Annotated in this window: 26 protein-coding genes; 14 read left to right on the top strand and 12 right to left on the bottom strand. The window is 60.7% G+C overall.

What is annotated here, in order from left to right; genetic code table 11:
* Nucleotides 1-17: 17 nt before the first annotated feature.
* The 4 genes from ACVWXD_RS28795 to ACVWXD_RS28780 all read left to right on the top strand — a co-directional run bounded on the left by ACVWXD_RS28795 (nt 18) and on the right by ACVWXD_RS28780 (nt 3,552).
* The gene (locus tag ACVWXD_RS28795) at nt 18-815 is read left to right on the top strand and encodes a hydroxymethylpyrimidine/phosphomethylpyrimidine kinase (RefSeq protein WP_032884614.1); all 798 of its coding nucleotides are present in this window, start codon (nt 18-20) and stop codon (nt 813-815) included.
* Nucleotides 816-846: 31 nt separating this feature from the next.
* A complete protein-coding gene (gene thiE / locus ACVWXD_RS28790; RefSeq protein WP_032884613.1) occupies nt 847-1,470 on the top strand; it encodes a thiamine phosphate synthase in 624 nt (207 codons plus the stop codon).
* 18 nt (nt 1,471-1,488) lie between these two features.
* Nucleotides 1,489-2,772 carry a glutamate-1-semialdehyde 2,1-aminomutase gene (gene hemL, locus ACVWXD_RS28785; RefSeq protein WP_095186212.1) on the top strand — a complete coding sequence of 428 codons (1,284 nt, stop codon included), beginning with the start codon at nt 1,489-1,491 and terminating at the stop codon, nt 2,770-2,772.
* A 225-nt stretch (nt 2,773-2,997) separates the two neighbouring features.
* The gene (locus ACVWXD_RS28780; protein ID WP_032884611.1) at nt 2,998-3,552 is read left to right on the top strand and encodes a tetratricopeptide repeat protein; all 555 of its coding nucleotides are present in this window, start codon (nt 2,998-3,000) and stop codon (nt 3,550-3,552) included.
* A gap of 8 nt (nt 3,553-3,560) precedes the next feature.
* On the opposite strand, the gene ACVWXD_RS28775 is transcribed toward ACVWXD_RS28780, so the two are convergent.
* Nucleotides 3,561-3,887: a DUF1820 family protein gene (locus tag ACVWXD_RS28775; RefSeq protein ID WP_003236992.1), complete on the bottom strand. Its 327-nt coding sequence runs from the start codon at nt 3,885-3,887 to the stop codon at nt 3,561-3,563.
* Between the two features lie 131 nt (nt 3,888-4,018).
* On the opposite strand from ACVWXD_RS28775, the gene miaB reads away from it, so the two are divergent.
* From miaB to lnt, 5 genes are all read left to right on the top strand, one after another.
* The gene (gene miaB / locus ACVWXD_RS28770) at nt 4,019-5,347 is read left to right on the top strand and encodes a tRNA (N6-isopentenyl adenosine(37)-C2)-methylthiotransferase MiaB (protein WP_032884610.1); all 1,329 of its coding nucleotides are present in this window, start codon (nt 4,019-4,021) and stop codon (nt 5,345-5,347) included.
* A 132-nt stretch (nt 5,348-5,479) separates the two neighbouring features.
* Nucleotides 5,480-6,484: a PhoH family protein gene (locus tag ACVWXD_RS28765; protein WP_181643739.1), complete on the top strand. Its 1,005-nt coding sequence runs from the start codon at nt 5,480-5,482 to the stop codon at nt 6,482-6,484.
* Nucleotides 6,477-6,935 (top strand): rRNA maturation RNase YbeY, encoded by a 459-nt coding sequence (gene ybeY, locus ACVWXD_RS28760; RefSeq protein WP_032884608.1) that lies wholly within the window; start codon nt 6,477-6,479, stop codon nt 6,933-6,935. Before ACVWXD_RS28765 ends, ybeY begins: the two co-directional genes overlap by 8 nt.
* Nucleotides 6,936-6,966: 31 nt before the next feature.
* Nucleotides 6,967-7,806, top strand: a complete 840-nt coding sequence (locus ACVWXD_RS28755; protein ID WP_005791724.1) for an HlyC/CorC family transporter — start codon at nt 6,967-6,969, stop codon at nt 7,804-7,806.
* Between the two features lie 8 nt (nt 7,807-7,814).
* Nucleotides 7,815-9,338 carry an apolipoprotein N-acyltransferase gene (lnt, locus tag ACVWXD_RS28750; protein WP_181643740.1) on the top strand — a complete coding sequence of 508 codons (1,524 nt, stop codon included), beginning with the start codon at nt 7,815-7,817 and terminating at the stop codon, nt 9,336-9,338.
* Between the two features lie 74 nt (nt 9,339-9,412).
* Here lnt and ACVWXD_RS28745 read toward each other — a convergent pair whose 3' ends face one another.
* Nucleotides 9,413-10,174: a YdcF family protein gene (locus ACVWXD_RS28745; RefSeq protein ID WP_095186210.1), complete on the bottom strand. Its 762-nt coding sequence runs from the start codon at nt 10,172-10,174 to the stop codon at nt 9,413-9,415.
* Between the two features lie 98 nt (nt 10,175-10,272).
* On the bottom strand, nt 10,273-10,590 hold the full coding sequence (locus tag ACVWXD_RS28740) for a hypothetical protein (RefSeq protein WP_032884605.1): 318 nt from the start codon (nt 10,588-10,590) through the stop codon (nt 10,273-10,275).
* A gap of 261 nt (nt 10,591-10,851) precedes the next feature.
* On the opposite strand from ACVWXD_RS28740, the gene leuS reads away from it, so the two are divergent.
* The 5 genes from leuS to ACVWXD_RS28715 all read left to right on the top strand — a co-directional run bounded on the left by leuS (nt 10,852) and on the right by ACVWXD_RS28715 (nt 17,009).
* Nucleotides 10,852-13,458, top strand: a complete 2,607-nt coding sequence (gene leuS / locus ACVWXD_RS28735) for a leucine--tRNA ligase (RefSeq protein WP_122681772.1) — start codon at nt 10,852-10,854, stop codon at nt 13,456-13,458.
* 88 nt (nt 13,459-13,546) lie between these two features.
* Nucleotides 13,547-14,152 (top strand): LPS-assembly lipoprotein LptE, encoded by a 606-nt coding sequence (locus tag ACVWXD_RS28730; protein WP_032884603.1) that lies wholly within the window; start codon nt 13,547-13,549, stop codon nt 14,150-14,152.
* 39 nt (nt 14,153-14,191) lie between these two features.
* A complete protein-coding gene (holA, locus tag ACVWXD_RS28725) occupies nt 14,192-15,229 on the top strand; it encodes a DNA polymerase III subunit delta (RefSeq protein ID WP_005791737.1) in 1,038 nt (345 codons plus the stop codon).
* A gap of 228 nt (nt 15,230-15,457) precedes the next feature.
* The gene (gene arfA / locus ACVWXD_RS28720) at nt 15,458-15,622 is read left to right on the top strand and encodes an alternative ribosome rescue factor ArfA (RefSeq protein ID WP_419708411.1); all 165 of its coding nucleotides are present in this window, start codon (nt 15,458-15,460) and stop codon (nt 15,620-15,622) included.
* Between the two features lie 61 nt (nt 15,623-15,683).
* Nucleotides 15,684-17,009 (top strand): lytic murein transglycosylase, encoded by a 1,326-nt coding sequence (locus tag ACVWXD_RS28715; RefSeq protein WP_457371554.1) that lies wholly within the window; start codon nt 15,684-15,686, stop codon nt 17,007-17,009.
* A 120-nt stretch (nt 17,010-17,129) separates the two neighbouring features.
* Here the strand turns inward: ACVWXD_RS28715 and ACVWXD_RS28710 are convergent, their stop codons facing one another.
* The 9 genes from ACVWXD_RS28710 to mrdA form a co-directional block, all read right to left on the bottom strand.
* Nucleotides 17,130-18,050 (bottom strand): S66 peptidase family protein, encoded by a 921-nt coding sequence (locus ACVWXD_RS28710; RefSeq protein WP_457371553.1) that lies wholly within the window; start codon nt 18,048-18,050, stop codon nt 17,130-17,132.
* Between the two features lie 139 nt (nt 18,051-18,189).
* On the bottom strand, nt 18,190-19,191 hold the full coding sequence (lipA, locus tag ACVWXD_RS28705; protein WP_162163623.1) for a lipoyl synthase: 1,002 nt from the start codon (nt 19,189-19,191) through the stop codon (nt 18,190-18,192).
* A gap of 26 nt (nt 19,192-19,217) precedes the next feature.
* Entirely contained in the window at nt 19,218-19,865 is a 648-nt protein-coding gene (gene lipB, locus ACVWXD_RS28700; RefSeq protein ID WP_032884599.1) for a lipoyl(octanoyl) transferase LipB, read from the bottom strand.
* Entirely contained in the window at nt 19,865-20,140 is a 276-nt protein-coding gene (locus ACVWXD_RS28695; protein ID WP_032884598.1) for a DUF493 domain-containing protein, read from the bottom strand. The genes lipB and ACVWXD_RS28695 overlap by 1 nt, the downstream gene beginning before the upstream one ends.
* An 84-nt stretch (nt 20,141-20,224) precedes the next feature.
* Entirely contained in the window at nt 20,225-21,382 is a 1,158-nt protein-coding gene (locus ACVWXD_RS28690; RefSeq protein WP_032884597.1) for a D-alanyl-D-alanine carboxypeptidase family protein, read from the bottom strand.
* A gap of 180 nt (nt 21,383-21,562) precedes the next feature.
* The gene (locus ACVWXD_RS28685) at nt 21,563-22,564 is read right to left on the bottom strand and encodes a septal ring lytic transglycosylase RlpA family protein (protein ID WP_032884596.1); all 1,002 of its coding nucleotides are present in this window, start codon (nt 22,562-22,564) and stop codon (nt 21,563-21,565) included.
* Nucleotides 22,564-23,574: a lytic murein transglycosylase B gene (gene mltB, locus ACVWXD_RS28680; protein ID WP_032884595.1), complete on the bottom strand. Its 1,011-nt coding sequence runs from the start codon at nt 23,572-23,574 to the stop codon at nt 22,564-22,566. The genes ACVWXD_RS28685 and mltB overlap by 1 nt, the downstream gene beginning before the upstream one ends.
* Nucleotides 23,575-23,591: 17 nt before the next feature.
* Nucleotides 23,592-24,695 (bottom strand): rod shape-determining protein RodA, encoded by a 1,104-nt coding sequence (rodA, locus tag ACVWXD_RS28675; RefSeq protein ID WP_050442794.1) that lies wholly within the window; start codon nt 24,693-24,695, stop codon nt 23,592-23,594.
* 31 nt (nt 24,696-24,726) lie between these two features.
* Nucleotides 24,727-26,625 carry a penicillin-binding protein 2 gene (gene mrdA, locus ACVWXD_RS28670; protein WP_032884594.1) on the bottom strand — a complete coding sequence of 633 codons (1,899 nt, stop codon included), beginning with the start codon at nt 26,623-26,625 and terminating at the stop codon, nt 24,727-24,729.
* Nucleotides 26,626-26,629: the final 4 nt, after the last annotated feature.

Here is a 26,629-nt window from a genome sequence, read left to right as displayed (position 1 = left end):
TGGTAAGCTCGCGCACCATGAATATCTACAGCTCTCGCCCTGTTGTCCTCTGTCTCTCCGGCCATGATCCCAGTGGTGGCGCCGGCTTGCAGGCAGATATCGAAGCCCTGCTCGCCCAAGGGTGCCATGCGGCTCCGGCCGTTACTGCCCTGACCGTGCAGAACACCGTCAATGTCAGCGATTTTCGCGTGCTCGACCGCGAGTGGGTATTGGCCCAGGCCAATGCAGTGCTCGGCGATTCCGAAGTAGCGGCGGTCAAGTTGGGCATGCTCGGTTCCACCGCAATGGTCGACACCGTGGTCGAACTGCTGCAGGCGCATCCGCACCTGCCGGTAGTGTGCGACCCGGTGCTGCGTGCCGGCGGCGGCGGGAGCCTGGGCAAGGACGAAGTGGGCTACGCCATGCGCGAGCGGCTGCTGCCGTTGTCGCTGATTGCCACACCGAACCTGCCCGAAGCGCGCATTCTCGCCGAACTGCCCGAAGGCACCGCGGACGAATGCGCCGAAAAACTGCTGCCATTTATAAAGCATCTGTTGATCACCGGCGGACATGGCGACGAGCATGAAGTGCACAACCGCCTCTACAGCCGCGACGGCACGCACCAGACCTTTACCTGCCAGCGCCTGCCCGGCAGCTATCACGGTTCGGGCTGCACCCTGGCCAGCGCACTGGCCGGGCGGATCGCTCAGGGCGAAGGTCTGGTGAGCGCGGTGCAATCGGCGCTCAACTACACCTGGCGCACCCTGCGTGACGCTGAACAGCTCGGCCAGGGCCAGTTTGTACCGCGCCGGCTGCCGCTGGATTTCTGCTCGTAACTTTCTGCTCGAACATCAAGAGGCCTGCCCGATGAAACTACGTGGCCTTTACGCCATCACCGACAGCCAACTGTTGGCTGGCAAATTCCTCGCCTATGTGGAAGCGGCGTTGGACGGTGGCGTGACCCTGTTGCAGTACCGCGACAAAAGCAGCGACGAAGCTCGGCGCCTGCGTGAAGCCGAAAAGCTGCGTGAACTGTGCTCGCGCTACAAGACCCAACTGATCATCAACGATGACGCCGAGTTGGCCGCGCGCCTGGGCGTCGGCGTGCACCTGGGCCAGACCGACGGCCCGCTGACACCGGCCCGTGCGCTGCTGGGCTCCAAAGCCATCATCGGCGCCACCTGCCACAGCCAGATTGAACTGGCCGAACAGGCCGCGCGCGAAGGCGCCAGTTACGTAGCCTTCGGTCGCTTCTTCAATTCCAATACCAAGCCTGGTGCACCTGCCGCCACCCTTGAAATGCTGGCTGAGGCCCGCAAGCGCCTGCACCTGCCGATCTGCGTGATCGGGGGCGTCACCCTGGAAAACGCCGAGCCCTTGGTGGCCCACGGTGCCGACTTACTGGCCGTGGTCCACGGCCTGTTCGGTGCCGACAGCACCCAGGAAGTCACGCGCCGCGCCCGCGCTTTCAACGCCTTAATCAAATCCTGAATTCAGAGAGCCCCCACCATGTCTCGTTCCGAAACCCTGTTTGCCAATGCTCAGAAACACATCCCCGGCGGTGTGAACTCCCCCGTGCGTGCGTTCAAGAGCGTGGGCGGCACGCCGTTGTTCTTCAAGCATGCCGAAGGTGCCTACGTCACCGACGAAGATGATAAACGCTATGTAGATTACGTCGGTTCCTGGGGCCCGATGATCCTGGGCCACAGCCACCCGGACGTGCTGGATGCAGTGCGTAAACAACTGGAGCACGGCTTGTCCTACGGCGCCCCTACCGCCATGGAAACCGAGATGGCTGACCTGGTGTGCTCAATCGTGCCGTCAATGGAAATGGTGCGCATGGTCAGCTCCGGCACCGAAGCCACCATGAGCGCGATTCGTCTGGCCCGTGGTTTCACCGGCCGCGACAGCATCATCAAGTTCGAAGGCTGCTACCACGGCCACTCCGACAGCCTGCTGGTAAAAGCCGGCTCCGGCCTTTTGACCCAAGGCGTGCCCAGCTCGGCCGGTGTGCCAGCGGCATTTGCCAAGCACACTCTGACGCTGCCGTTCAACGACATAGCCGCCGTCGAGCAGATGCTCAACGAAGTCGGCCAAGACGTGGCGTGCATCATTGTTGAGCCGGTGGCCGGCAACATGAACTGCGTACCACCTGCACCGGGTTTCCTCGAAGGCCTGCGCGAGCAGTGCGACAAGCATGGCGTGGTATTGATTTTCGATGAAGTGATGACCGGTTTCCGCGTCGCCCTTGGTGGTGCCCAGGCGCACTATGGCGTCACGCCTGACCTGAGCACCTTCGGCAAGATCATCGGCGGAGGCATGCCGGTAGGCTGCTTCGGCGGCAAACGCGAAATCATGCAGCACATCGCGCCACTGGGTCCGGTCTACCAGGCAGGCACGCTGTCGGGTAACCCGCTGGCTATGGCTGCCGGCCTGACCACGCTGCGTTTGATCAGCCGCCCGGGCTTTCATGCTGAGCTGACCGACTACACCACTCGCCTGCTGGACGGCCTGCAACAGCGCGCCGATGCGGCCGGCATCCCGTTTGTCACCACGCAGGCGGGGGGTATGTTCGGCCTGTACTTCAGCGGTGCGGACGATATCGTCACCTTTGATGACGTGATGAGCAGCGACGCCGACCTGTTCAAACGCTTCTTCCACCTGATGCTGGAAGGCGGCGTGTACCTGGCGCCGAGTGCCTTTGAAGCGGGCTTCACATCGATTGCCCATGGCGAAACCGAGTTGCAACTGACCCTGGACGCCGCCGAACGCGCATTCGCAGCCCTGAAATAAACGGTCGCAACATCTGGCGTCGCTGTGGGTGGCGCCAGATTTGCTACTTTGCTTACAGAGATTTCCTTATTTTTTCGAGAATTCACCTGCAATCCGGCAGATAACTTGCCCAAGCAGCAGAAAAACGAGTAAAGACTTTGTAAGCAGAGGCCTGCTTATTTCATAATGCGCGCTTATTGGATCCCGTGAGGGTCCGCGCGCCCCGTCAGAGGTAAGTCGATTCCCATGAAACGCACCGGCCGCACCCTGGTACTGGGCTGCCTGTTGCTCCTTCAGCCGCTGCTGGCAAATGCCCAAGCAGGCGGCAACTCGTTGTTAATCCCAGCGATGGGTCGTTGCACCCTCAATACCCAGCCAGACAGCCAGGCCGAATCCCTGAGCGCGTGCCAGAAACAGGCCGACGAAGGTGATGCGCAGGCGCAATATGAGTTGGGCGAGTACTACCACGACAGCAAAAATCCCGCCCTCGACCTCAACAAAGCCTTGAGCTACTTCGAGAAAGCCTCGTTGCAGGGCCACGCGCAGGCACAATTCCAGCTAGGCACCATGTTCTTCAAAGGCGAAGGCGTGCCGGCCAATAACGTTCAGGCGTATATCGTGCTGAAAATGGCCGCCGTCAACGGCGCCGAAGACGCGCTGGACACGGCCGACGAAGTCGCCGAGCACATGCAGCGCGATGAACTGGAAGTGGCCACCCAGGTCTTGGGCCAGATTTTCCGCAACTACCTGCAGGAACTGCAGAGTGCCGATGGGCGTTCGCCCTTCTCACCCCTGCCCTGACAGCCGTCTTACTTCTCAGGCATTGGCATCGGAAACGGCATGACATTGCTCACGCCCCGTGCCTCGCTGATCTTCGGCGTGCCCAGCCGCTCGACTTCATCGATACGCACAATTGAATGCATCGGCACAAAACTGCGCACCACGCCTTCGAACTGCGCCTTGAGCTTTTCTTCGCCCGGGTCGACGACCAATTGGGTGCGCTCGCCAAAGACGAACTCTTCCACTTCCAGGAAGCCCCACAGATCACTTTGATAGATCTGCTTGGCGTACATTTCGAACACCTGGCCCTGGTTGAGGAAAATCACCTTGTAGATTGGAGCTTCGCGTTTGGTCATGGTGGGCGGATAACACATCGGGGATATAAAAGAGGGCGCGAACTATAGCATGGCACCCGATGCACAACGCTAGGAACCAATGGGCATGCCCCCTATAATGCGCGGTTCTTTACCACCAGTTGACGATTCCCATGGCCAAGAAGCTTTATATCGAAACCCACGGTTGCCAGATGAACGAGTACGACAGCTCGCGCATGGTCGATCTGCTGGGCGAACACCAGGCCCTGGAAGTCACCGCCCGCGCCGAAGATGCCGACGTTATCCTGCTCAATACTTGCTCGATCCGCGAGCGTGCCCAGGACCGTGTGTACTCGCAGTTGGGCCGCTGGCGTGAATTGAAACTGGCCAATCCAGAGATGGTAATCGCCGTCGGCGGTTGCGTGGCCAGCCAGGAAGGCGCCGCGATCCGCGACCGCGCCCCCTATGTCGACGTGGTCTTCGGCCCGCAAACCCTGCACCGCTTGCCGGAAATGATCGACGCGGCCCGTATCACCAAGCTGCCTCAGGTAGACGTCTCGTTCCCGGAAATCGAAAAATTCGACCATTTGCCTGAGCCGCGTATCGACGGGCCAAGCGCCTATGTATCGGTGATGGAAGGCTGCAGCAAGTACTGCACCTTCTGCGTGGTGCCCTACACCCGTGGCGAAGAGGTCAGCCGGCCCTTTGACGACGTGCTGGCAGAGATCATCCACCTGGCCGAAAACGGCGTGCGCGAAGTGACCCTGTTGGGCCAGAACGTCAACGGCTATCGCGGCTTGACCGAGGACGGGCGCCTGGCGGACTTGGCAGAGTTGATCCGCGTAGTGGCAGCAGTGGACGGTATCGAGCGCATCCGTTACACCACTTCGCACCCGCTGGAGTTCTCCGACAGCCTGATCCAGGCCCACGCCGACGTGCCTGAGCTGGTTAAGCACCTGCATTTGCCGGTGCAGTCGGGTTCGGATCGCATCTTGTCGGCAATGAAGCGCAATCACACCGCCCTGGAATACAAATCCAAACTGCGCAAATTGCGTGCAGCAGTGCCGGGCATCTGCATCAGCTCAGACTTTATCGTCGGCTTCCCAGGCGAGACCGAAAAAGACTTCCAGCAGACCATGAAGCTGATTGAAGACGTCGGTTTCGACTTCTCCTATTCGTTCGTCTACAGCCAACGCCCCGGCACACCCGCCGCCGATCTGGTGGACGAAACCCCGGAAGCGCTGAAAAAAGAGCGCTTGAACGCGCTACAACACCGACTGAACCAGCAGGGCTTCGAGATCAGCCGACAAATGGTCGGTTCAGTCCAGCGCATCCTGGTCACCGACTACTCGAAGAAAGATCCCGGCGAATTGCAGGGCCGCACCGAGAACAATCGGATCGTCAACTTCCGTTGCGACAATCCAACCCTGATCGGCCAATTTGCCGATGTGCACATCGATGCGGCGCAACCACACTCGCTGCGCGGCTCTCTGGTGCAATAAATTTGGGAGGGGGCTTGCCCCCTCCCACATAGGAGCCGTGCAACATTCCAATGACGTAAGTGCTTTCGTACCCGCGTCACTGGCGTTATCCTCTCTTTCACCTAAACAGCCAAAGGGCGGCTAAAAGCGACCTTGAACGCACCCACAGTAGAACCCCATCGTTTTATCCTTGAGCCCTTTGAGGCTCGCCGTTTCGCCAATCTGTGCGGACAGTTCGACGAGCACCTGCGCCTGATCGAACAACGCCTGGGCATCGAGATCCGCAATCGCGGCAATCAGTTCGAGCTTATTGGTGAAGCCCAGCCCACTAAATCTGCAGAAAATCTGCTGCGCCGTCTCTACCGCGAAACCAAGGGTAGCGAGCTGTCGCCAGAAACCGTGCACCTGTATTTGCAGGAGTCGGCTGTGGAAGACTTGGCTAACAACCCCGTCGCTGAAGCCAGCGTGGCATTGCGTACCAAGAAAGGCATGATTCGCCCAAAGGGCTTGAATCAGCAGAAGTACGTCAAGGCAATCCTCGGCAACGATATCAATTTCGGCATCGGCCCCGCCGGTACCGGCAAGACCTACCTCGCCGTGGCCTGTGCAGTGGATGCCCTTGAGCGCGAGCAAGTGCGCCGCATCCTGCTGGTGCGCCCGGCGGTCGAAGCGGGCGAAAAGCTCGGTTTCCTGCCCGGCGACCTCGCACAGAAGATCGACCCGTACCTGCGTCCACTCTACGACGCGCTGTACGAGATGCTTGGCTTTGAATACGTGGCCAAGCTGATCGAACGCCAGGTGATTGAAATCGCCCCGCTGGCCTACATGCGCGGCCGCACCTTGAGCAACAGTTTCATCATCCTCGACGAAAGCCAGAACACTACGGTCGAGCAGATGAAGATGTTCCTGACCCGCATCGGGTTCGGCTCGACGGCCATCATCACAGGCGACATTACCCAGGTTGACCTGCCCAAGGGCACCAAGTCGGGCTTGAGCCATGTGATTGAAGTGCTCAAGGACGTGCCGGGTATCAGTTTCACGCATTTCTCACCCAAGGACGTAGTGCGCCACCCGCTGGTGCAACGCATCGTCGAAGCCTACGAGCGCTTCGAACACCGCGACGACGGACTGTCAAAGGACATTCGCCGCGATGCTTGAGCTTGACCTGCAACTGGCCACCGAGGCGCCCGCCCCCAGTGAAGAACAATTCCGCCAATGGTGCGCACTGGCCCTGCGCCAGCGCACTGCCGACTCGGAATTGACCATCCGTCTGGTGGACGAGCCCGAAGGCCGCGAGTTGAACCACACCTGGCGCCAGAAAGACTACGCGACCAACGTGCTGTCGTTCCCCGCCGACGTACCCGACGAGCTGCTGGATATCCCGTTGCTGGGCGATCTGGTGATCTGCGTCGAAGTGGTGGAGCGCGAGGCGAAGGAACAAGGTAAGACGCTGGAAGCCCACTGGGCTCATCTAGTCATCCACGGCTGCTTGCATCTCTTGGGTTACGACCATATAGACGATGACGAAGCCGAGGAAATGGAAACACTGGAACAAACGTTGCTTGCCGAACTGGGTCACCCTGATCCGTATGCAGACGACGAAACATAACTGACACAACAAAGGATTTAGAGTAATCGCTATGAGCGAAGACCGATCGAGCAACGGGCAAAAGTCATGGCTGGGTAAACTGACCCAGGCTTTTGCCCACGAGCCGAAAAACCGCCAGGAGCTGCTGGAGCTGCTGCGCGAGGCCCACCAGAACAAGTTGCTGGACAGCGAAGCGCTGGCCATCGTCGAAGGCGCCATCCAGGTCGCTGACCTGCAAGTACGGGACATCATGGTCCCGCGCTCGCAGATGATCAGCATCAAGGCGACCCAGACCCCGCGGGAATTCCTCCCGGCCGTGATCGACTCCGCGCACTCGCGCTACCCGGTGATCGGTGAAAGCCATGACGACGTCATGGGCGTCCTGCTGGCCAAGGACCTGCTGCCGCTGATCCTCAAGGAGAACGGCGACAGCTTCAACATCAAGGACCTGCTGCGTCCCGCCACCTTCGTACCCGAATCCAAGCGCCTGAATGTGCTGCTGCGCGAATTCCGCGCCAACCACAATCACATGGCCATTGTGATCGACGAATACGGCGGCGTGGCCGGCCTCGTGACCATCGAAGACGTGCTGGAACAGATCGTCGGCGACATCGAAGATGAGCACGACGTCGAAGAAGACAGCTACATCAAGCCGCTGCCGAGCGGTGACTTCCTGGTCAAGGCGCTGACGCCGATCGAGAACTTCAACGAGTTTTTCGACAGCGAATTCTCCGACGACGAGTTCGACACCGTTGGCGGCCTGGTAATGAGTGCGTTCGGGCATCTGCCCAAGCGTAACGAAACCACCGAGATCGGCGCGTATCGCTTCCGCATCCTGAATGCCGATAGCCGTCGTATCCACTTGATCCGCTTGACCCCTATTGCCCGTTAAGGACTGAAATGCGCCGCATGATCGCACCCGGCTGGCCCGGTAACTTGCTGGCCGTGGTGGCCGGCGCCATCACTACCCTGGCGCTGGCGCCGTTCGATCTGTGGCCGTTTGCACTGATCGCGGTGGGAGTGTTCTATGTCGGCCTGCGAGAGCTGACACCCCGTCAGGCCCTGGGCCGTGGCTGGTGTTTCGGTTTCGGCCTGTTTGGTGCTGGCACCAGCTGGATTTACTACAGTATCCACCACTTCGGCGGCGCTTCGGTGCTGCTGGCGGGGTTCCTGATGCTGTTGTTCACCGCCGCCATTGCCTGGTTCTTCGCCCTGCCGGCTTGGCTGTGGGCGCGCTGGTTGCGTCGCAATGAAGCACCGTTGGCAGATGCGCTGACGTTTGCCGCATTGTGGGTCGGCCAGGAAGCCTTTCGCGGCTGGTTCCTCACCGGATTCCCGTGGCTGTACTCCGGTTATAGCCAGCTCGACGGCCCCCTCACCGGCCTGGCGCCAGTGGGTGGCATGTGGCTGATTTCCTTTGCCCTGGCACTGACGGCGGCCCTGCTGGGCAACCTGCCGCGCCTGCTGGCCAGTAAACGCAATGGGTTTATCGGCGCAGGTCTGGTGTTGCTGGTCGCCCCCTGGGCCATCGGCCTGGCGCTCAAGCATCACGCTTGGACGTCCCCGTCCGGCGCTCCGCTGACCGTAGCGGCCATCCAGGGCAACGTCGAACAAAGCATGAAGTGGGACCCCGAGCAGCTCAATGCGCAGCTCGCGCTGTACCGCGACATGAGTTTCAGCTCCAAGCCTGTCGACCTGCTGGTGTGGCCGGAAACGGCGGTGCCGGTGCTCAAGGAGTCCGTCGAGGGCTACCTGGGGATGATGGGCAAGTTTGCCGCCGACCGACACACCGCGCTTATCACCGGCGTGCCAATACGCCAGGAAGTGCACCACCAGAAGCGCTACTTCAATGGCATCACCGTGGTAGGCGAAGGCGACGGCACTTACCTGAAGCAGAAGCTCGTGCCGTTTGGCGAATACGTGCCGCTGCAGGACATGCTGCGCGGACTGATTGCCTTCTTCGACCTGCCGATGTCGGACTTCGCCCGCGGCCCCGCCGACCAGGCGATGTTGCAGGCGAAGGGCTATCAGATCGCGCCTTTCATTTGCTACGAAGTGGTCTACCCGGAATTCGCCGCCGGACTGTCGGCCCAGAGCGACCTGCTGCTGACCATCAGCAATGACACCTGGTTCGGCCGCTCCATCGGCCCGCTGCAGCACCTGCAAATGGCGCAGATGCGTGCGTTGGAGGCTGGGCGCTGGATGATCCGTGCGACCAATAATGGCGTGACTGGGTTGATCAACCCGTTTGGCCAGATCACTGCGCAGATCCCGCAATTCGAGCGCGGAATCCTCTATGGCGAAGTGGTGCCGATGCATAACCTGACGCCATACCTGCAATGGCGCTCGTGGCCGCTGATCATCGTGTGCCTGGGGTTGTTTGGTTGGGCGCTGCTGGCAGGCCGGATGTCAAAAACCGTCTAACAGCCAACGCGAATCAAAATGTGGGAGAGGGCTTGCCCCCTCCTACATCTTGATCTGCATTTTAATCAGCAGGGTTATCGATAGAACAACCGATACCCCACCTGCCCTACCGCCTCGTTGATCAACTGCCCGCTCTGCCACACCGACTTGAACTCGGGCATCCATCCACCCAGCGGCCGTGCATTGTCCACGCCTAGAAACCCCACCGGCGCCGGCACTACGGTGAAGCCGGCCTTTTCAAAACTCCACACCGAACGCGGCATGTGCCAGGCCTGGGTCACGACCACCACACGCTTGATGCCCTCGGGCAATAGAATCTCGGCACTCATCTGTGCGTTTTCCCAGGTGGTACGGCTGCGCTCTTCCTTCCAGCGCACCGTAACGCCGAAATCGTCCTGCATCGACACCGCCATCAGCTCAGCTTCGCTGGGCGGCGTGCCGTAGTGCAATCCCCCGGTGGTAAGCACCGGCAGGCCGGACGCCTTGGCCAGTCGGGCGGCATACCGCTGGCGCTCCAGGCCAATACCGGTAGGCTGATCAGAACCCCATGCCGGGTCGCCGCGCTCACGTCCCGAGCCCAGCACCACAATGGCGTCGGCGCGCTGGGCCAGGGTCGACCAGTCTTCACGCGCCAACGGAGGCTCGGTCTCCAGGGCCCGCGCGCCCCACTCCACGGCCACCGGCAAGCTGATCAACCACATGCCGCCAAACCCCAGGGCAAAGCAGCAGCCGGCCAAACGTGGGCGAGTGCGTCTAAACCACCAGGCAAGGGCCAGCAGCAGCAAGAGAATGCCGGGCGGCAGGAGCAGTTGTTTAATGAAATAACGAATAGGCATCGGGCATCTCCAAAGATGCCCGAAGCCTAAGGTGTAACGGGGTTTAGCGACAATCTCTACAGTGAAATAGCGCAATGGTGTTGTTCAGCGGGGGTTAACTACTTGTAGCGGGCGGACCGGAATGTTTCCGGGCCACGACCGGCCGGCAAGTCCTTGAGCCACACCACCTTGGCAGAGTGCGTAGGCTCTTGGACTGGCGGGGTTGCCACCCAAGGGGGCGCACTGCGTTTGTTGCGTTCCAGGTAAGCCTTGATCAGTTCCAACTCCGCGCGACTCAATCCACGCAGTTCCAACTCGACAGGCCGTTCATCACGCAATCGGCCCGCTGTCCTCGCTGCATCCAATGCACGACCCAATCGGTCGATCAGTCCCTCGTAGACGTCCGGTTTAGTTGCGATTCGCTGCGATTCAACCATCCCCTCACCTCATTGAAGAAAGACTTGCTCCCCACTGAACAGCGTAGCCCTCGTTGCTGCGCCTGCCCGGCGCCGCGACAGACGGCCTCGGCTACGCAATCAGGGTTTCCCTCGATAGAGTGGGGTCATGTATGCTACGGCGCTTCCTGTAACTCCACTTCCCGCAGGGTTTGGGCACGGACGCGCCGCTTTTTGGTGTCGAACAACCTGAACGTTGCACCGAAGAGGATTAGGCCACCCCTATCCAGTTCAAAAGTAGCCATGCACGAACAATATCAGCCCCGTGAAATAGAAAATGCCGCCCAAACCTTCTGGGACGAGCAAAAGTCCTTTGAAGTCAGTGAACAGCCAGGCAAGGAGACTTTCTATTGCCTATCGATGTTCCCTTACCCCAGCGGCAAGCTACACATGGGGCATGTGCGTAACTACACCATCGGCGACGTGATTTCCCGCTACCAGCGCATGCAAGGCAAGAACGTCCTGCAACCCATGGGTTGGGACGCCTTCGGCATGCCGGCGGAAAACGCTGCGATGAAAAACAACGTGGCTCCCGCCAAGTGGACCTACGAAAACATCGCCTACATGAAGACCCAGCTGCGCAGCCTGGGCCTGGCGGTGGACTGGTCCCGCGAAGTGACCACCTGCAAGCCGGATTACTACCGCTGGGAACAATGGCTGTTCACTCGCCTGTTCGAAAAAGGCGTGATCTACAAAAAAAGCGGCACCGTGAACTGGGACCCGATCGACCAGACCGTGCTGGCCAACGAGCAGGTGATCGACGGGCGCGGCTGGCGTTCCGGCGCGCTGATCGAAAAGCGCGAAATCCCGATGTACTACTTCAAGATCACCGCCTACGCGGATGAACTCTTGTCGAGCCTCGACGATTTGCCGGGCTGGCCTGAACAGGTCAAGACCATGCAGCGCAACTGGATCGGCAAGTCCAAGGGCATGGAAGTGCAGTTCCCATACAACGTCGACTCCATCGGCGAAGCAGGCGCACTCAAAGTCTTCACCACCCGTCCCGACACCCTGATGGGCGCGACCTACGTCGCCGTGGCCGCCGAGCACCCGCTGGCCACCCAGGCCGCACAGAACAACCCGGAGCTGCAGGCGTTCATCGCCGAATGCAAAGGCGGCAGCGTGGCTGAAGCCGACGTCGCCACCCAAGAGAAAAAAGGCCTGCCGACCGGCCTGTTCGTCGAGCACCCACTGACCGGCGAGAAGTTGCCGGTTTGGGTCGCCAATTACGTGTTGATGCACTACGGCGATGGCGCAGTAATGGCTGTACCGGCCCACGACGAGCGTGATTTCGAATTCGCCACCAAGTACAACCTGCCGATCAAGTCGGTGGTACGCACCAGTTCGGGCGACACCAACCCGGCCCCATGGCAAGACGCCTACGGCGAGCACGGCACCCTGATCAATTCCGGAGAGTTCGACGGCCTGGACTTCACCGGTGCTTTCGACGCCATCGAAGTCGCACTGATCAAGAAGAACCTCGGCGCCTCGCGCACCCAGTTCCGCCTGCGCGACTGGGGCATCAGCCGCCAGCGCTACTGGGGCTGCCCGATCCCGATTATCCACTGCGAAACCTGCGGTGACGTGCCGGTACCGGAAGACCAACTGCCGGTCGTGCTCCCGGAAGACGTGGTGCCGGACGGCGCCGGTTCGCCATTGGCACGCATGCCTGAGTTCTACGAGTGCAGTTGCCCTAAATGCGGCCAGCCTGCCAAGCGTGAAACCGACACCATGGACACCTTCGTGGAGTCCTCGTGGTACTACGCCCGCTACGCCTCGCCTCACTACGAGGGTGGCCTGGTGGAAAAATCCGCGGCTGACCATTGGTTGCCGGTGGATCAGTACATTGGTGGCATCGAACACGCCATTCTTCACCTGCTGTACGCGCGTTTCTTCCATAAGTTGATGCGCGACGAAGGCCTGGTGAGTTCCAACGAGCCGTTCAAGAACCTGCTGACCCAAGGCATGGTGATCGCCGAGACCTACTATCGCCGCGAAGCCAATGGCGCCTACACCTGGTTCAACCCGGCGGACGTCGAACTTGAGCGCGACAGCAAAGCCAAGGTCATCAGCGCCAAGCTGATCGCCGACGGCCTGCCGGTGGAGATCGGCGGTACCGAGAAAATGGCCAAGTCGAAGAACAATGGCGTCGACCCACAGTCGATGATCGACCAGTTCGGTGCCGACACCTGCCGTCTGTTCATGATGTTCGCCTCGCCACCTGACATGAGCGCCGAATGGTCCGACTCCGGCGTCGAAGGCTCGCACCGCTTCCTCAAGCGCGTCTGGCGCCTGGCTCACGCCCATGTCAGCCAGGGCCTGCCGGCCAAGCTGGACGTGGCGTCCCTGAGCGACGAGCAGAAACTTATTCGCCGCAGCACCCACCTGGCCATCAAGCAAGCCAGCCAGGATGTAGGCCAAAACCACAAGTTCAACACCGCCATCGCCCAGGTGATGACATTGATGAACGTGCTGGAAAAAGCCCCGCAAGCGACCGAACAGGACCGCGCACTGGTACAGGAAGGCCTGGAAACGGTCACCCTGCTGCTGGCACCGATTACGCCGCACATCAGCCACGACCTGTGGAGCCGTCTGGGCCATAGCGACGCAGTCATCGATGCGCGTTGGCCGGTGCAGGATGACAGCGCCCTGGTACAGGACACGCTGCAACTGGTGATCCAGGTCAACGGTAAGCTGCGTGGCCAGATCGACATGCCGGCCAGTGCCAGCCGTGAAGAAGTCGAAGCGGCCGCACGCGTCAACGAGAACGTGCTGCGCTTTACCGAAGGCCTGACGATCCGCAAAGTGATCGTGGTGCCTGGCAAATTGGTCAATATCGTCGCTAGCTAATCGCATCGGGCGCAGGGCTTGAGCCCTGCGCCGAACAAAGCCTTCAAGGCCTCGATAAGGCCCACATGGTTTCAAGGGGAGCAACAAAATGATCAAACGCAATCTGCTGGTTATGGGCCTTGCCGTGCTACTGAGCGCTTGCGGCTTCCAGCTGCGCGGCACCGGCACCAATGACCTGACGATCAAGGAACTGGATGTCAGCGCGCGCGACGCCTACAGCGAAACCGTGACCCAGTTGCGCCAGGTCCTGGAAAACAACGGGGTACACGTCTACACCGGCGCAACCTACAAGCTGTTTCTGGCGAACGAAAAAGAAACCCAGCGCAACCTGAGCTACGCCAGCGCAGGGCGCGCGTCGGATATCGAACTGAGCACTGTGCTCAGCTTTGAAATCCAGGGCCGCGACCACCTGCCATTGATGGGTGACAACATCCAGGTGCAGAAAATCGTCAGCCACGATGGCAACAACCTGGTGGGCTCGGATGCCGAAATCATCCAGGTCCGCAAGGAAATGCGTCGTGATCTGGTGCAACGCGTAGTCTTGCGCCTGTCGATGCTGACCCCGGAGAAGCTGGAAACCTTGCAGCAAGCCGCTGACAACAAGGCCAAGGCTGACGCCGATGCACTGAAAGCTGCGAAAGAGTACGAAGACAACACGCCGAAACAATCGCCTGTTGAAGTACCTGTCGAGTAAGCCAGACGGGGCGCCCCAGGCGCCCCGCTCTACCTGCCTATGAAACTCGCCCCCGCCCAACTCGCCAAACACCTGCAAGGTGGCCTCGCGCCTGTCTACATCGTCAGCGGTGATGACCCGCTGCTGTGCCAGGAAGCCGCCGACGCCATCCGTACCGCCGCACGCCAGCAGGGCTTCGATGAACGCCAGGTATTCAGCGCCGACGCCAGTTTCGACTGGGGCACGCTGCTGCAAGCCGGCGCGAGCATGTCGCTATTCGCCGAAAAACGCCTGCTTGAGCTGCGTCTGCCATCGGGCAAGCCTGGAGATAAAGGCGCGGCGGCACTGATGGAATACTGCTCACGTCCCGCTGAAGATACGGTCTTGCTGATCAGCCTGCCCAAACTCGACGGCAGCGCGCAGAAGACCAAGTGGGGCAAGGCCTTGGTAGAAGGGGCGCAGACCCAGTTCATCCAGATATGGCCGGTGGACAGCAATCAGCTGCCGCAGTGGATTCGCCAGCGCCTGTCCCAATCGGGGCTGGCCGCAACGCAAGACGCCGTTGAGCTGATCGCCGCCCGGGTCGAGGGCAACTTGCTTGCCGCTGCTCAGGAGATCGAAAAGCTCAAGCTGATGGCCGAAGACGGGCAGATTACCGTCGAAACGGTACAAGGCGCCGTGGCGGACAGTGCACGTTTTGACGTATTCGGGCTGGTGGATGCAATCCTCAACGGCGAACCCGCCCACGCCCTGCGCATGCTCGAAGGCCTGCGTGGCGAAGGGGTCGAGCCACCAGTGATTCTCTGGGCCCTGGCCCGAGAGCTTCGGGTATTGGCCAATATTGCCCTGCAGTACAGCCAAGGCACGCCGCTGGACAAGTGCTTCAGCCAGGCTCGGCCACCGGTGTGGGACAAGCGCAAACCCCTGATGAGCAAAGCCCTTCAACGGCACTCGGCGCAACGCTGGGCACAACTGTTGCTGGAGGCGCAGCGCATTGATGCACAGATCAAGGGCCAGGCGGCGGGTTCACCGTGGATGAGCCTCAGCCGTTTGTCGTTGTTGATGGCCGGTCAGCGCCTGACACTTCCAGCCGAATAATCCTAGTTTCCAAACACCACAGAACCAATGTGGGAGGGGGCTTGCTCCCGATGGCGGCGCTGAAGTCGACACATGTATTGACTGAAACACCACCATCGAGGGCAAGCCCCCTCCCACATGTCCTATCGCGTACGCAATGAAATCTCCTACCCGCCGCCGGGCTTTACAGCTGTCCAACTTCGGCAGATGATTTGCACCGCTGCATCACATCTGAGGAGAGCATCGACCATGAGCAAAAAGCCATCCAAGCATGGCCCCAACAAGGCCAAATCCATCATCGCCCAGCCACTGTTCCGCAACCGTCAGGAACGCGCCGGCAAGGGCAAGGGCAGCTACCGCCGCGAAGCCTTCCAGTCTAATAGCTGGGAGGCTTCTTACTTTCTGGCTGCCTGAAGGCAAGCGCCCCTCTGGCATGATAAGGTCAGCGTCTGATTTGTAATCCCTGGACCTGTGCATGCCCTCTCGTCTTTCCCGTCATTGGCACCTTCGCCAACTGATCGCTGCCTCCAGCCTCATTCTGCTTGTCGCCTGTGCGGAAAAACCTACCGCCGCCGACGCCCAACCGTTGCCAAAGCTCCAAACCGCACCCGTTGTAGCGCCCGCCGTCGTGGCCCCGCTGGCCTTGGACAATCTCGATATCCAACCGACCCAAACCTTCGCCGAATGGCAGGCGGGTTTCCGCGCGCAAGCCCTGCAGGCCGGCATTACCGCCGCCGTGTTCGACAATGCCTTCGCCAATGTCACCCCCGACATGGCGGTGATCCGCGCCGACCGCAGCCAGCCGGAGTTTTCCCGCCCGGTGTGGGAATACCTCGACGGTGCCCTATCGCCGTTGCGTGTGCGTAATGGCCAGGCACTGCTAATCAAATATGCCGACATCCTGCAAAGCATCGAGCAACGTTATGGCGTCGACCGCCAAGCGTTGGTGTCGGTGTGGGGCATGGAGAGTAACTTCGGCCAGTTCCAGGGCAACAATTCGGTAATCCGCTCCCTCGCGACCCTGGCCTATGAAGGCCGACGCCCAGCCTTTGCACAGGCGCAATTGCTGGCGGCACTGCAGATCATCCAACACGGCGATATCCAGGCCGACCAGATGAAAGGCTCCTGGGCAGGCGCTATGGGCCAGACCCAATTTATCCCGACCACCTACAACACCCACGCCGTGGACTTCGACGGCGACGGTCGCCGCGATATCTGGAATAGCCCGGCCGACGCCCTCGCCTCCACCGCGCACTACCTGCAAAGCTCCGGCTGGCAGAAAGGCCAGCCTTGGGGGTTCGAGGTGAAACAACTGCCAGCGAACTTCGATTACGCCCTGGCCGATGGCGGCACCCGCAAAACCGTCGCTGAGTGGCTGAAACTGGGCGTGCAGCTGCCGCCGGGCGCCAGCATGCCAAGCAATGTCGACCAACTCTCCGCCGCCCTGCTGCTGCCTGCGGGCTATCGCGGCCCGGCGTTCCTGGTGCTGGATAACTTCCGCGCCATCCTCAAGTACAACAACTCATCGTCCTACGCGCTGGCGGTTGGCCTGTTGTCGGAGCGGTTTGGTGGCGGTGGCGTGATTCGTGGCGAGTGGCCGAAAGATGAGCTGCCACTGAGCCGATCCCAGCGCATTGATTTGCAGACGGCGTTGAGTGCCAATGGCTATGACGCGGGCAACCCGGATGGGATTATCGGCGCCAACACCCGTAAGGCGATTCGTGCGGCGCAGCAGGCGCTGGGCTGGCCGGCGGATGGGTATCCGACGGTGAAATTGCTGGAGTCGCTGCAGAACCGTTAGATCTGCTTATGGCGACTATCGCTATCGGGGGCAAGCCCCCTCCCACATTTTGATTTGTGAATACATTCAAGTGTGGGAGGGGGCTTGCCCCCGATGGCGGTTTGGCAGGCACCAACAGATTCAGGGTTTGAACACCACATCCTGCTCCAACACCACCCGCTTCTCCCCTGCATCCAAACGCACCAACGCGCCCATTGGCAGCGTCAGGTTCGGATCGCAATGCCCACTGCGCCAGCCGGCCAACACCGGTATACACAAAGGCTCGAACGTCTGCTTCAGCAGGCGCTCCAGCGCAGCGTTATCCACCCCCGCCACATCCCCCACCAGCACACCCGCAACCTGGGCCAATTTACCGGCCAGGCGCAAGTGCGTCAGCAACCGGTCAATGCGGTAGATCGGCTCGTTGACGTCTTCGATAAACAGGATGATGCCTTCAGCGTCGATTTCGTAAGGCGTCCCCATGACCGCCGCAATCATCGACAGGTTACCTCCCAGCAAGCGCCCACAGGCAATGCCAGGCTCGATCGTGGTCAGCGGGTACGCCACCGGGTGCGACAGCACACTGCCGGCGCCCAGCTGGCCGCGCAGAAGGCTGAACAATGACGATTCGGTAGGTTGTTGCTTGTCGCCGAGCAGGTCGGCATTGAGCATCGGGCCGTGGAAGGTCACGAAGCCGGCGTAGCGGTTGATCGCCAGATGCAACGCGGTGATGTCGCTGTAACCCACGAACGGCTTGGGATTGGCCCGCAGCAGGTCGAAGTCCAGCGCGTCGAGCAGCCGTGGCGTACCGTAACCACCGCGCAGACAGAAGATAGCGTCGATTTGCGGATCGGCGAAGGCGGCGTGCAGGTCACGCAGGCGCACTGCATCGCTGCCGGCGAGGTAGCCGTCGCGTTCATAGACGCCGGGGGAAATTCGCAGATCGTAGCCGCGCGTGCGCATCCATTGGCCAACCCTTTCAACGTCCAGCACGGCGGGGCCGGCAGGTGCGATCAGGGCGATGGTGCCTTCAGAACGAAGGGCTGGAACGGCTGCTGTCATACACAACTCTCCCTAACTAGCGCGGAACGAAATGTGGGAGGGGGCGTGCCCCCGATTGCGGTGGATCAGCCAGCACATGTAGCCACTGACATACCGCAATCGAGGGCAAGCCCCCTCCCACACTGGATCTAAACCCCTATCAGGAAACCAGGCTTGCCTTGACCAACTTGGCTTGTTCGTCAGCGTGGTACGAAGAGCGTACCAACGGGCCCGAGGCGACGTTCTTGAAGCCCATCTTGTAGCCTTCCTCGGCGAACCAGGCGAAGGTGTCCGGGTGCACGAAACGCTGCACCGGCAAGTGGCTGCGCGACGGTTGCAGGTACTGGCCCAGGGTCAGCATGTCGATGTCGTGTTCGCGCATGCGTTTCATGACTTCGATGACTTCTTCGTCGGTTTCGCCCAGGCCCAGCATCAGGCCGGATTTGGTCGGAATGTGCGGCATCATCTGCTTGAATTTCTGCAGCAGGGTCAGCGACCACTGGTAGTCCGAACCCGGACGCGCGGCCTTGTACAGGCGTGGCACGGTTTCCAGGTTGTGGTTGAACACATCCGGTGGCTCGGCGGCGGTGATTTCCAGCGCCACGTCCATACGGCCACGGTAGTCCGGGACCAGGGTTTCGAGCATCACGTTCGGCGACAGTTTGCGGATTTCGCGGATGCAGTCGGCAAAGTGCTGTGCACCGCCGTCACGCAAGTCGTCGCGGTCCACCGAAGTGATCACTACATATTTGAGTTTCAGATCGGCGATGGCGATGGCCAGGCTTTCCGGCTCGTTCACGTCCAGTGGCTTCGGCCGGCCATGGCCAACGTCGCAGAACGGGCAACGACGGGTGCAGATGTCACCCATGATCATGAACGTGGCGGTGCCGCCGGAGAAGCATTCGCCCAGGTTCGGGCAAGAGGCCTCTTCGCATACGCTGTGCAGCTTGTGTTTGCGCAGCAGGGCCTTGATACGGTCGACTTCCGGCGAAACCGGGATACGTACGCGAATCCAGTCGGGTTTCTTCGGAAGTTCGGTGGTCGGAATGATCTTCACCGGGATGCGTGCAACCTTCTCGGCGCCGCGCAGCTTGACGCCGGCTTCCACCTTGGCACGCGGGGCCGGGGCCGGACGCTCGGTAACGTCCAGCGTCGGGATCATGGTTTGCACTGCATCAGTAGTCATAATCAGTCGATTCCGCCCGTTAGGGTCGTCTGCTCAGCATAGTCGAGGTGTTTGACGAGCTGCGCGCGCAGCCGGGCACTTACCTCGGCAAATTTAATCGGTGTAGCGTGTTCGCTCAGTTGGGTCATCGCCAACCCGGCATAGCCGCACGGGTTGATCCGCCGAAACGGGGCCAAGTCCATGTCCACGTTCAGGGCCAGGCCATGAAAGGAACATCCGTGACGAATCCGAAGCCCCAGGGAGGCGATTTTCGCGCCATCCACATACACACCGGGAGCATCAGGCTTGGCCGCGGCGGTCACGCCATAACTGGCCAGCAACTCGACCAGGCAAGCCTCTATCCGGCTGACCAGATCGCGCACGCCAAATCCCAGCTTGCGCACGTCCAGCAACAGATAAGCGACCAACTGGCCGGGGCCATGGTAAGTCACTTGGCCACCTCGGTCGACCTGCACCACCGGAATATCCCCCGGCAGCAGCAAATGCTCAGCCTTGCCAGCCTGGCCCTGGGTGAACACCGGCGGGTGTTCCACCAGCCAGATCTCATCGGGGGCCGAGGTGCCACGCTCGTTGGTGAACCGTTGCATGGCGTGCCAGACAGGCTCGTAGGCCATCTGGCCGAGCTCGCGAAAGCCCAGGACCTCTGGCATCACAGCACCATGTGCACGAAGCCGGTGGCCCGCAGTTCGCTGTTGATGTCGTAGAGCTGGTCCTGGCCGGTCGCAACGATGTGCAACTGGATAGTCGTGTATTTACCGGTGGTGCTGGATCGCTCATCCACTCGGTTATCGTTGATCGTCGCGTGTTTACGCACGATCTCAAGAATCGTGTCCTTGCGGCCAACACCCGTGTCGCTGATCACCTTGATCGGGTAATCGACCACCGGGAATTCGATCTTGGGTGCCTTTACTTCGGTATCGGTCATGGCGTAACGGCCTCGTAAGCGGTAAGCCGTGGCGACGGCAAAGCCCCGCGTCGGATCAACGCGGGGCTTTGCAGGTGCACACTATCAGTTGAACAAGCCGTAGAAGAATAGACGGATGCTATCCCACACGCGGCGGAAGATACCACCTTCGTCGACAGCGTCCAGCGCGATCAGGTCAGCGCTGTGCACCACCTTGTCGTCCAGTTTCACTTCGACTTTACCGATCACGTCACCCTTGGCGATTGGAGCAACCAATTGCGGGTTCATGGTCATGCTGGCAGCGAGCTTTTTCAGCTGGCCTTTAGGCATGGTCAGGGTCAGGTCTTCAGCCAGGCCGGCCTTGACTTGAGAGGTTGCGCCCTTCCATACCGGCGCGGTCGCCAGTTCAGCACCCTTCTGATAGAAGGTCTGGGTTTCGAAGAAGCGGAAACCATAGGTCAGCAGCTTTTGCGTTTCGGCCGCACGGGCCTGCTCGCTGTTTGTGCCGAATACCACTGCAATCAGGCGCTGGCCGTCACGAACAGCGGACGACACCATGCAATAGCCAGCCTCTTCGGTGTGGCCGGTTTTCAGACCATCAACGGTCTTGTCACGCCACAACAACAGGTTGCGGTTAGGCTGCTTGATGTTGTTCCAGAAGAACTCCTTCTGGGAATAAATCGCGTAGTGCACCGGGTCAACACGAATGATCGCGCGGGCCAGGATCGCCATGTCGTGAGCCGACGAGTAGTGCTCAGGGTTTGGCAAACCAGTCGGATTCATGAAGTGGCTGTTGGTCATGCCCAGGTCGGCGACGGTTTTGTTCATCATGTCGGCGAATGCATCTTCGCTGCCGGCGATGTGCTCGGCCAGCGCGACGCTGGCGTCGTTACCGGACTGGATGATGATGCCGTGCAGCAGGTCACTTACGGTGACTTGCGAGCCCACCTTGATGAACATGCGCGAACCGCCGGTACGCCAGGCATTTTCGCTGACGGTCACCGGGTCGTTCTCGCCGATCTGGCCGCGACGGATTTCCAGGGTCGCGATGTAGGCGGTCATCAGCTTGGTCAGGCTGGCTGGCGGCAGGCGTTGGTCACCGTTGCTCTCTACCAGCACGTTGCCGCTGGCAGCATCCATCAGGACCCACGCCTTAGCGGCCAGTTGCGGTGAAGCCGGCACCATTTCAACCGCCCAGGCGGCCGGGGTGATGATCAGCGAGATAAGCAGGCACGTGCGTTTGGCTAAGGTGGTGATGTTCATCCGTCTCTCGAAATTGCTTATGGAAACTTGCCCTCGCGGGCAAAACTTATTCAGACAGCCCGCTACCAGACTGTCACGTGTTCGGTTGCCCGCTCACCCCTTGCCCCTGGGTTTTTATTGTTCAACGAGCCAACAACCACAGCTCAAACCCGCGCACGGGCCTGAACCATCAATTCTTTGTTATTCAGCGGTGACCACGCTGGGTTGTCCCAGGTTGGCCATGCGCACGCTGTTCTGTACTTGCGCCACTTCGCTCGGCGAGCCGATCGGGCCCATGCGCACGCGGTGCAGGGTTTGCTGGTTACGCACGATGGAGCTGATAAAGACCGGCGCGTTGACCATGCCGCTGAGCTTGGACCTTAACAGTTCTGCCGCATCCGGGTTGGCGAAAGCGCCCACTTGCAGGTATTGCCCGCCAGCGACCGAAGCACCCGGCGCTGCGTGGGGTACGACCACCGTGTCCGGTGCGTGTTGCTGCGGTGGCGGTGTCCACTGTTCGATCTTGCCGGTGGATGCCGTCACTTGCGGCTGCGCACTCTGCGGTTCATTGAGCATCAGCGGGGCGGGCTTGCCACGCTGGGCCCAGTACTGCGCCGGGTCGATACCTTCGACCTTGACCCGTGCCGTACCGGTTTCGGCATAGCCGAGCTTCTTCGCGGCGGCGTAGGACAAATCGATGATCCGGTCCGAATAGAACGGCCCACGATCGTTGACCCGCAGGATCACCGTGCGGTTATTGTCCAGGTTGGTCACCCGCACATAGCTGGGCAGCGGCAAGGTTTTATGCGCTGCGCTCATGCCATACAGGTCATAGACCTCGCCGTTGGCAGTGTTCTGACCATGGAACTTGGTGCCGTACCAGGACGCCGTGCCCGATTGCACGTAGGTCTTGGATTCCTGCAACGGAAAGTAGGATTTACCCAGCACGGTATAGGGGTTGGCCTTGTAAGGGCCGGTGTGCAAGGTGGGCGTGGCATCCGGGATTTTCGACACATCGACATCCCACCACGGCGCGCCGTCTTTGTGCGCGCGGTTGATGTCCAGGCCTGGCTGGGAACGTACGGCGGTACCGCCGGACTTCTGTGGTGCCGGGCCACGGCTTGTGGAACAACTGACGACCAGCAGGGACAACGCGGCGAACGCCACCAGCTTGAGCGGTTGATTGAACGGCGATGCCCGCATTACTTGTTGCCCCGTGCTTGGACCAGCATGTCTGACAGCTGATGCACGGCCATGGCGTACATCACACTGCGGTTATAACGCGTGATTGCGTAGAAATTCTTCAGGCCCATCCAATATTCAGGGCCATTTTCGCCTTCCAGGCGGAACGCCGTGACCGGCATATCATCGCGTGGCGCATTCTGACTCGACCAGCCCAGCGCCCGCAACTCCCCGACCGTCTTGGCCGGCTCGATGCCCTGGGTCAGGCCTTCATCGGCACGTTCCCCGCTGACGTCGGCGCGAATCACTACGGGCTCGCCGCCCACCCAGCCATGGCGCTTGAAGTAGCTGGCCACGCTGCCAATGGCGTCGTCGGGATTACTCCAGATGTTGATGTGGCCGTCACCGTCAAAATCCACGGCATAGGCGCGAAAGCTGCTCGGCATGAACTGCGGCAAGCCCATCGCCCCGGCGTAGGAGCCTTTGAGGGTCAGCGGGTCGACCTGCTCTTCGCGGGCCAACAGGAGGAATTCGCGCAGCTCCTTGCGGAAGAAGTCGGCGCGAGGCGGGTAATCGAAGCCCAGGGTCGACAAGGCGTCGATCACCCGATAGCTGCCGGTATTGCGCCCGTAAAAGGTTTCAATGCCGATGATCGCAACAATTACCTGGGCCGGCACGCCGTATTCCTGCTCGGCGCGGGCCAGTACGGCTTCATGCTGGCGCCAGAAGTCCACACCGCGCGCCACGCGGGCGTCGGTGAGAAACATCGGGCGATATTCCTTCCACTGCTTCACGCGTTCGGCGGGGCGGGAGATGGCGTCGAGGATCGCCTGCTTTTTCTGGGCTTCGCGGAACACGCCCATCAGCTGCTCACCTGCGAAACCGTAGTCGCGGGTCATCTCACCGACAAATTCGGCGACCTGGGGTGAACCATCGTAGTCACCGGCCTGCGCCTCTTGCGTTGCGCCCAGTAGCCCAATCAGGCCCATCCAGGACGCATGCCGAGTGGCCCAGCCGCGCATTACTTGCATTGACATCTTCACCTTATTCAAACCTGTGCGATCCACTTGCGATGCGTATGAATCGACATCAAAACCCCAAACGCTGACAGCAATGTCACCAGCGAAGTTCCGCCGTAGCTAATGAACGGCAACGGCACCCCAACCACCGGCAACAGGCCACTGACCATACCGATGTTGACGAAAACGTAAACAAAAAAAGTCATGGTCAGGCTGCCTGCGAGCAATTTGCCGAACAGCGTCTGTGCCTGTGCGGTAATTACCAGGCCGCGCCCGATCAGCAGCAAATAGATCAGCAACAGTGCGCAGATGCCTACCAAGCCGAACTCTTCGCCCATCACCGCGATAATGAAGTCGGTGTGGCTCTCTGGCAAAAAGTCCAGGTGCGACTGGGTGCCCAGCAGCCAACCCTTGCCAAACACGCCGCCGGAACCGATGGCTGCCTTGGACTGGATGATGTTCCAGCCGGTGCCGAGCGGGTCGCTTTCCGGATCGAGAAACGTGAGGATCCGTTGCTTCTGGTAGTCGTGCATAAAGAAGAACCACATGGCCACGGCCACCGGTACGGCCGCAGCCAGCACACTGAGGATCCAGCGCCAGCGCAAGCCACCCATGAACAGCACGAACGCACCGCCGGCGAGAATCAGCAGCGAGGTGCCGAGGTCCGGCTGACGAACGATCAGGATGAACGGTACGCCAATCAGAATCAGGCTGATGCCTACGTGTTTAAGCTGCGGCGGCAAGGTGCGCTTGGACAGGTACCAGGCAATGGTGGCCGGCATCAGGATCTTCATGAATTCCGACGGCTGGAAGCGAATCACCCCCGGAATGTTGATCCAGCGGGTTGCGCCCATGGCGTTGTGGCCCATCACGTCCACCACCACCAGCAGCAATACACCGGCGACGTAGCCAAGCGGCACCCACCGCGCCATGAAACGCGGCTCCAACTGGGCAATCACCACCATGGACAGCAGGCCCAGGCCAAAAGACGACGCTTGCTTGATCAGCAGGTCCCAGTTCTTGCCGCTGGCCGAATACAGCACAAACAGGCTCCCGGCGGCCAGGGTCAGCAGCAGGATCAGTAACGGGCCATCAATGTGCATGCGCTGCAGCAACGTCGCGCGGCGACGCATCACATCCTCGCTGGAGAGGATGCGGTCAAAATTACTCTTCACTGGCCGTAACCTCGGGATTTGAAGGGGGGCCGCCATATTCGGGCTTGAGCCTGCCGTCGTCGGCCAACAACCAGGCATCCATCACCTGGCGCACCACGGGGGCGGCAACACCGGAGCCGGACTCGCCGTTCTCCACCATGACGGCCACGACGATTTTCGGGTCGTCTGCCGGAGCAAAACCGACGAACAAGGCGTGGTCGCGGTGGCGCTCCTGGACCTTGGTGCGGTCGTATTTCTCGCCCTGCTTGATCGCGACCACCTGGGCCGTACCGCTCTTGCCGGCAATGCGGTACTGCGCACCGATTGCGGCTTTTCGCGCGGTGCCACGGGCGCCGTGCATCACTTGCTGCATACCATGGTTGACCTTGGTCCAGTCGGACGAGTCGCGCAGCACGATGTCCGGGATCGGGTTGTCATCCACCGGTTTCTCGCCCTCGATGGTCTTGGCCAAGTGCGGGCGATTCCAGATACCTTTGTTGGCCACCAGCGCGGTAGCCTGGGCCAGCTGCAACGGGGTGGCCTGCATATAGCCCTGGCCGATGCCGAGGATCAGGGTTTCACCCGGGAACCACGCCTGACGACGGGTCGCACGCTTCCACTCCCGGGACGGCATCAGGCCAGGAGATTCTTCGAACATATCCAGGGAAACTTTCTGACCGAGGCCGAACTTGCCCATGTAGGCAGACAGCCGGTCGATCCCCAGCTTGTGGGCCAGGTCATAGAAATAGGTGTCGTTGGACCGCATGATCGCGGTGTCCAAGTCGACGTAGCCGTCACCGGTGCGGTTCCAGTTACGGTATTTGTGATCGTAGTTGGGCAGCATGTAGTAGCCCGGGTCGTACACGCGACTGGAAGCAGTGACCACACCTGCATCCAGGCCAGCAATCGCCACCGCGGGCTTGATGGTCGAACCGGGCGGATACAGGCCGCGCAGCACGCGGTTGAACAGCGGTCGGTCGATGGAATCGCGCAACTCGGCGTAGGCCTTGAAGCTGATCCCGGTCACAAACAGGTTAGGGTCGAAACTTGGCTGGCTGACCATGGCCAGGACCTCGCCTGTTTTCGGGTCCAGTGCCACCACCGCGCCACGCCGCCCACCCAAGGCCATCTCCGCCGCTTCCTGCAGCTTGATGTCCAGGCTCAGCACAATGTCCTTGCCGGGAATCGGGTCGGTGCGCTTGAGCACGCGCAATACGCGGCCACGGGCATTGGTCTCTACTTCTTCGTAACCCACCTGGCCGTGCAGTTCCGGCTCGTAAAAACGCTCGATGCCGGTCTTGCCGATATGGTGGGTACCGCTGTAATTGACCGGGTCGAGGCTCTTGAGCTCTTTTTCGTTGATCCGCCCCATGTAGCCGACCGAGTGCGCAAAGTGCGCGCCCTGCGGGTAATGACGTACCAACTGTGCCACCACTTCCACACCCGGCAACCGGAACTGGTTTACCGCGATGCGGGCGATCTGCTCTTCGGTCAACTCAAACAGGATCGGCACCGGCTCAAAGGGCCGACGCCCCTGCTTCATGCGCTTTTCGAAAATCACTCGGTCTTCCGGCGTGAGTTGCAGCACCTCGACGATAACATCGAGGACTTGCTGCCAATCGCCGGAACGCTCGCGGGTCATGCTCAGGCTGAAGCTGGGCCGGTTATCCGCGACCACCACACCGTTGCGGTCGAAAATAAGCCCACGGGTCGGCGGAATCGGCTGCACATGCACCCGGTTGTTTTCCGACAGCGTGGAGTGGTACTCGTACTGGATCACCTGCAGGAAATACAGGCGGGCGATCAGCACACACATCAGCCCGACGACCAGAATCGCACCAAACACGACCCGAGCGCGTACCAGACGTGCGTCTTTCTCGTGGTCCTTGATGCGGATCGGCTGGGTCATCGGG

The organism is Pseudomonas sp. TE3911, from assembly GCF_054062775.1.
Note: the sequence above shows the minus strand (reverse complement) of the source record. Positions and strands in the feature narration are given on the sequence as shown.

Coding starts and splice junctions, on each gene's coding strand:
- ybeY (WP_032884608.1), top strand. CDS start 6,477: ATGCTTGAGCTTGACCTGCAACTGGCCACCGAGGCGCCCGCCCCCAGT.
- ACVWXD_RS28715 (WP_457371554.1), top strand. CDS start 15,684: ATGCCCTCTCGTCTTTCCCGTCATTGGCACCTTCGCCAACTGATCGCT.
- miaB (WP_032884610.1), top strand. CDS start 4,019: ATGGCCAAGAAGCTTTATATCGAAACCCACGGTTGCCAGATGAACGAG.
- hemL (WP_095186212.1), top strand. CDS start 1,489: ATGTCTCGTTCCGAAACCCTGTTTGCCAATGCTCAGAAACACATCCCC.
- ACVWXD_RS28710 (WP_457371553.1), bottom strand. CDS start 18,050: ATGACAGCAGCCGTTCCAGCCCTTCGTTCTGAAGGCACCATCGCCCTG.
- ACVWXD_RS28730 (WP_032884603.1), top strand. CDS start 13,547: ATGATCAAACGCAATCTGCTGGTTATGGGCCTTGCCGTGCTACTGAGC.
- ACVWXD_RS28685 (WP_032884596.1), bottom strand. CDS start 22,564: ATGCGGGCATCGCCGTTCAATCAACCGCTCAAGCTGGTGGCGTTCGCC.
- leuS (WP_122681772.1), top strand. CDS start 10,852: ATGCACGAACAATATCAGCCCCGTGAAATAGAAAATGCCGCCCAAACC.
- ACVWXD_RS28695 (WP_032884598.1), bottom strand. CDS start 20,140: ATGACCGATACCGAAGTAAAGGCACCCAAGATCGAATTCCCGGTGGTC.
- ACVWXD_RS28795 (WP_032884614.1), top strand. CDS start 18: ATGAATATCTACAGCTCTCGCCCTGTTGTCCTCTGTCTCTCCGGCCAT.
- lipB (WP_032884599.1), bottom strand. CDS start 19,865: ATGCCAGAGGTCCTGGGCTTTCGCGAGCTCGGCCAGATGGCCTACGAG.
- mltB (WP_032884595.1), bottom strand. CDS start 23,574: ATGCAAGTAATGCGCGGCTGGGCCACTCGGCATGCGTCCTGGATGGGC.
- ACVWXD_RS28690 (WP_032884597.1), bottom strand. CDS start 21,382: ATGAACATCACCACCTTAGCCAAACGCACGTGCCTGCTTATCTCGCTG.
- rodA (WP_050442794.1), bottom strand. CDS start 24,695: ATGCGTCGCCGCGCGACGTTGCTGCAGCGCATGCACATTGATGGCCCG.
- thiE (WP_032884613.1), top strand. CDS start 847: ATGAAACTACGTGGCCTTTACGCCATCACCGACAGCCAACTGTTGGCT.
- arfA (WP_419708411.1), top strand. CDS start 15,458: ATGAGCAAAAAGCCATCCAAGCATGGCCCCAACAAGGCCAAATCCATC.
- ACVWXD_RS28775 (WP_003236992.1), bottom strand. CDS start 3,887: ATGACCAAACGCGAAGCTCCAATCTACAAGGTGATTTTCCTCAACCAG.
- lipA (WP_162163623.1), bottom strand. CDS start 19,191: ATGATCCCGACGCTGGACGTTACCGAGCGTCCGGCCCCGGCCCCGCGT.
- lnt (WP_181643740.1), top strand. CDS start 7,815: ATGCGCCGCATGATCGCACCCGGCTGGCCCGGTAACTTGCTGGCCGTG.
- holA (WP_005791737.1), top strand. CDS start 14,192: ATGAAACTCGCCCCCGCCCAACTCGCCAAACACCTGCAAGGTGGCCTC.
- ACVWXD_RS28780 (WP_032884611.1), top strand. CDS start 2,998: ATGAAACGCACCGGCCGCACCCTGGTACTGGGCTGCCTGTTGCTCCTT.
- ACVWXD_RS28740 (WP_032884605.1), bottom strand. CDS start 10,590: ATGGTTGAATCGCAGCGAATCGCAACTAAACCGGACGTCTACGAGGGA.
- ACVWXD_RS28745 (WP_095186210.1), bottom strand. CDS start 10,174: ATGCCTATTCGTTATTTCATTAAACAACTGCTCCTGCCGCCCGGCATT.
- mrdA (WP_032884594.1), bottom strand. CDS start 26,625: ATGACCCAGCCGATCCGCATCAAGGACCACGAGAAAGACGCACGTCTG.
- ACVWXD_RS28755 (WP_005791724.1), top strand. CDS start 6,967: ATGAGCGAAGACCGATCGAGCAACGGGCAAAAGTCATGGCTGGGTAAA.